Below are 1,153 nucleotides of genomic sequence, written 5' to 3'. Positions count from 1 at the left end.
ATCAGTGGATTAACTATTGGTTTTCGTTGCTAACGCTAAAGTCTGCCACCTGCATAGTACAGTCGAAAGACCGAAACGTCAATGATTAGACCGTTCTTAGGCACATGGAGTGAAGCATGCCGTTTAATCCGATAGCCCGCGTAAAATCTTACCACTTCTTGCATCTTAGACAGGTGTTGCATGGCTGTCGTCAGTTAGTGTTCGTGAGACCTATGGTTGATTCCGTATAACTAACGCAATCCTCGCTATGAATCTATATGTTTTATAGTCTAGATTTTATAAGAATCTAGTTTAGGAGGACTATGACAAGTCTTCATGACCCTTATGGAGTGGGCTACACGCGTGCCACTAGAATATCGACAGTATGATGCAATTCTGAAAAGAGGAGCTAACCATCAACCGATATTAATGTACGAATTAAAGGCTGGAACTCGCCTTTATGAAGTAGGAATTCCGAGTAATCGCGCATCAGCACGGCGCGGTGAAGTATACCTCTAAGCGGGTACTAATTGCTCATCACGGGGGGAGAGACACTACTCATTGAAGATGTTTTGAATTATCTAAAAAGATATTCAAGTTTCGAGATGAAGAGCGTTGATTTCTCTGAAGTTGAAACATAGTAGCCGTAAGGGAACTTGCGGCTGAATGATAAAATCTAATTAATCCCCTTATACGATAATTATGTCGAATACTATGTACTATTTTAACTACATAGCTTTAAAGAACAACTACTTTATATATTCAGTCATCATGACACACTTTATTACATCTCCACTAGAACAATTCGAAGTGGTACCTTTCCTTAGTGTTTCAGCACCTATTATTGGTGACTTTAACCTTTCACTAACAAATCTAGGTCTATACGCTATTATTACTGTATTCCTAGTACTAGGTCTACATATTATGGGTAACAATTCATATTCTCTTGTACCTAGCGCATGGAGTATTTCACTAGAAAGTGCTTACGCATCAATCCACGGTATGGTACGAGACCAAATTGGTTCAGCAAACGAAATTTACATGCCATTTATTTACAGCCTGTTCTTCTTCATTCTAATTGCTAACCTAAACGGTAATGTACCTTATGCATTTACAATTACAACATCAGTTATGGTTGCTATTGGTCTATCTGTATTCATCTTCATTGGTGTAA

The 1,153-nt window shown here is 38.5% G+C and carries 1 protein-coding gene and 1 rRNA gene; both read left to right on the top strand.

The genetic code is table 11. From position 1 onward, the window contains the following. Positions 1–657 (top strand): 16S ribosomal RNA (locus ACYVJ0_RS13505); the annotation flags it as partial. Between the two features lie 93 nt (positions 658–750). Further along, on the top strand, positions 751–1,153 hold a 403-nt coding region (locus ACYVJ0_RS13500), incomplete at its 3' end, for a F0F1 ATP synthase subunit A (protein WP_460818372.1).

The sequence above is a fragment of the Microbacterium petrolearium genome, from assembly GCF_054782875.1.
The sequence above is the reverse complement of the archived record's forward strand: the minus strand, read 5'-3'. Positions and strand labels throughout refer to the sequence as shown.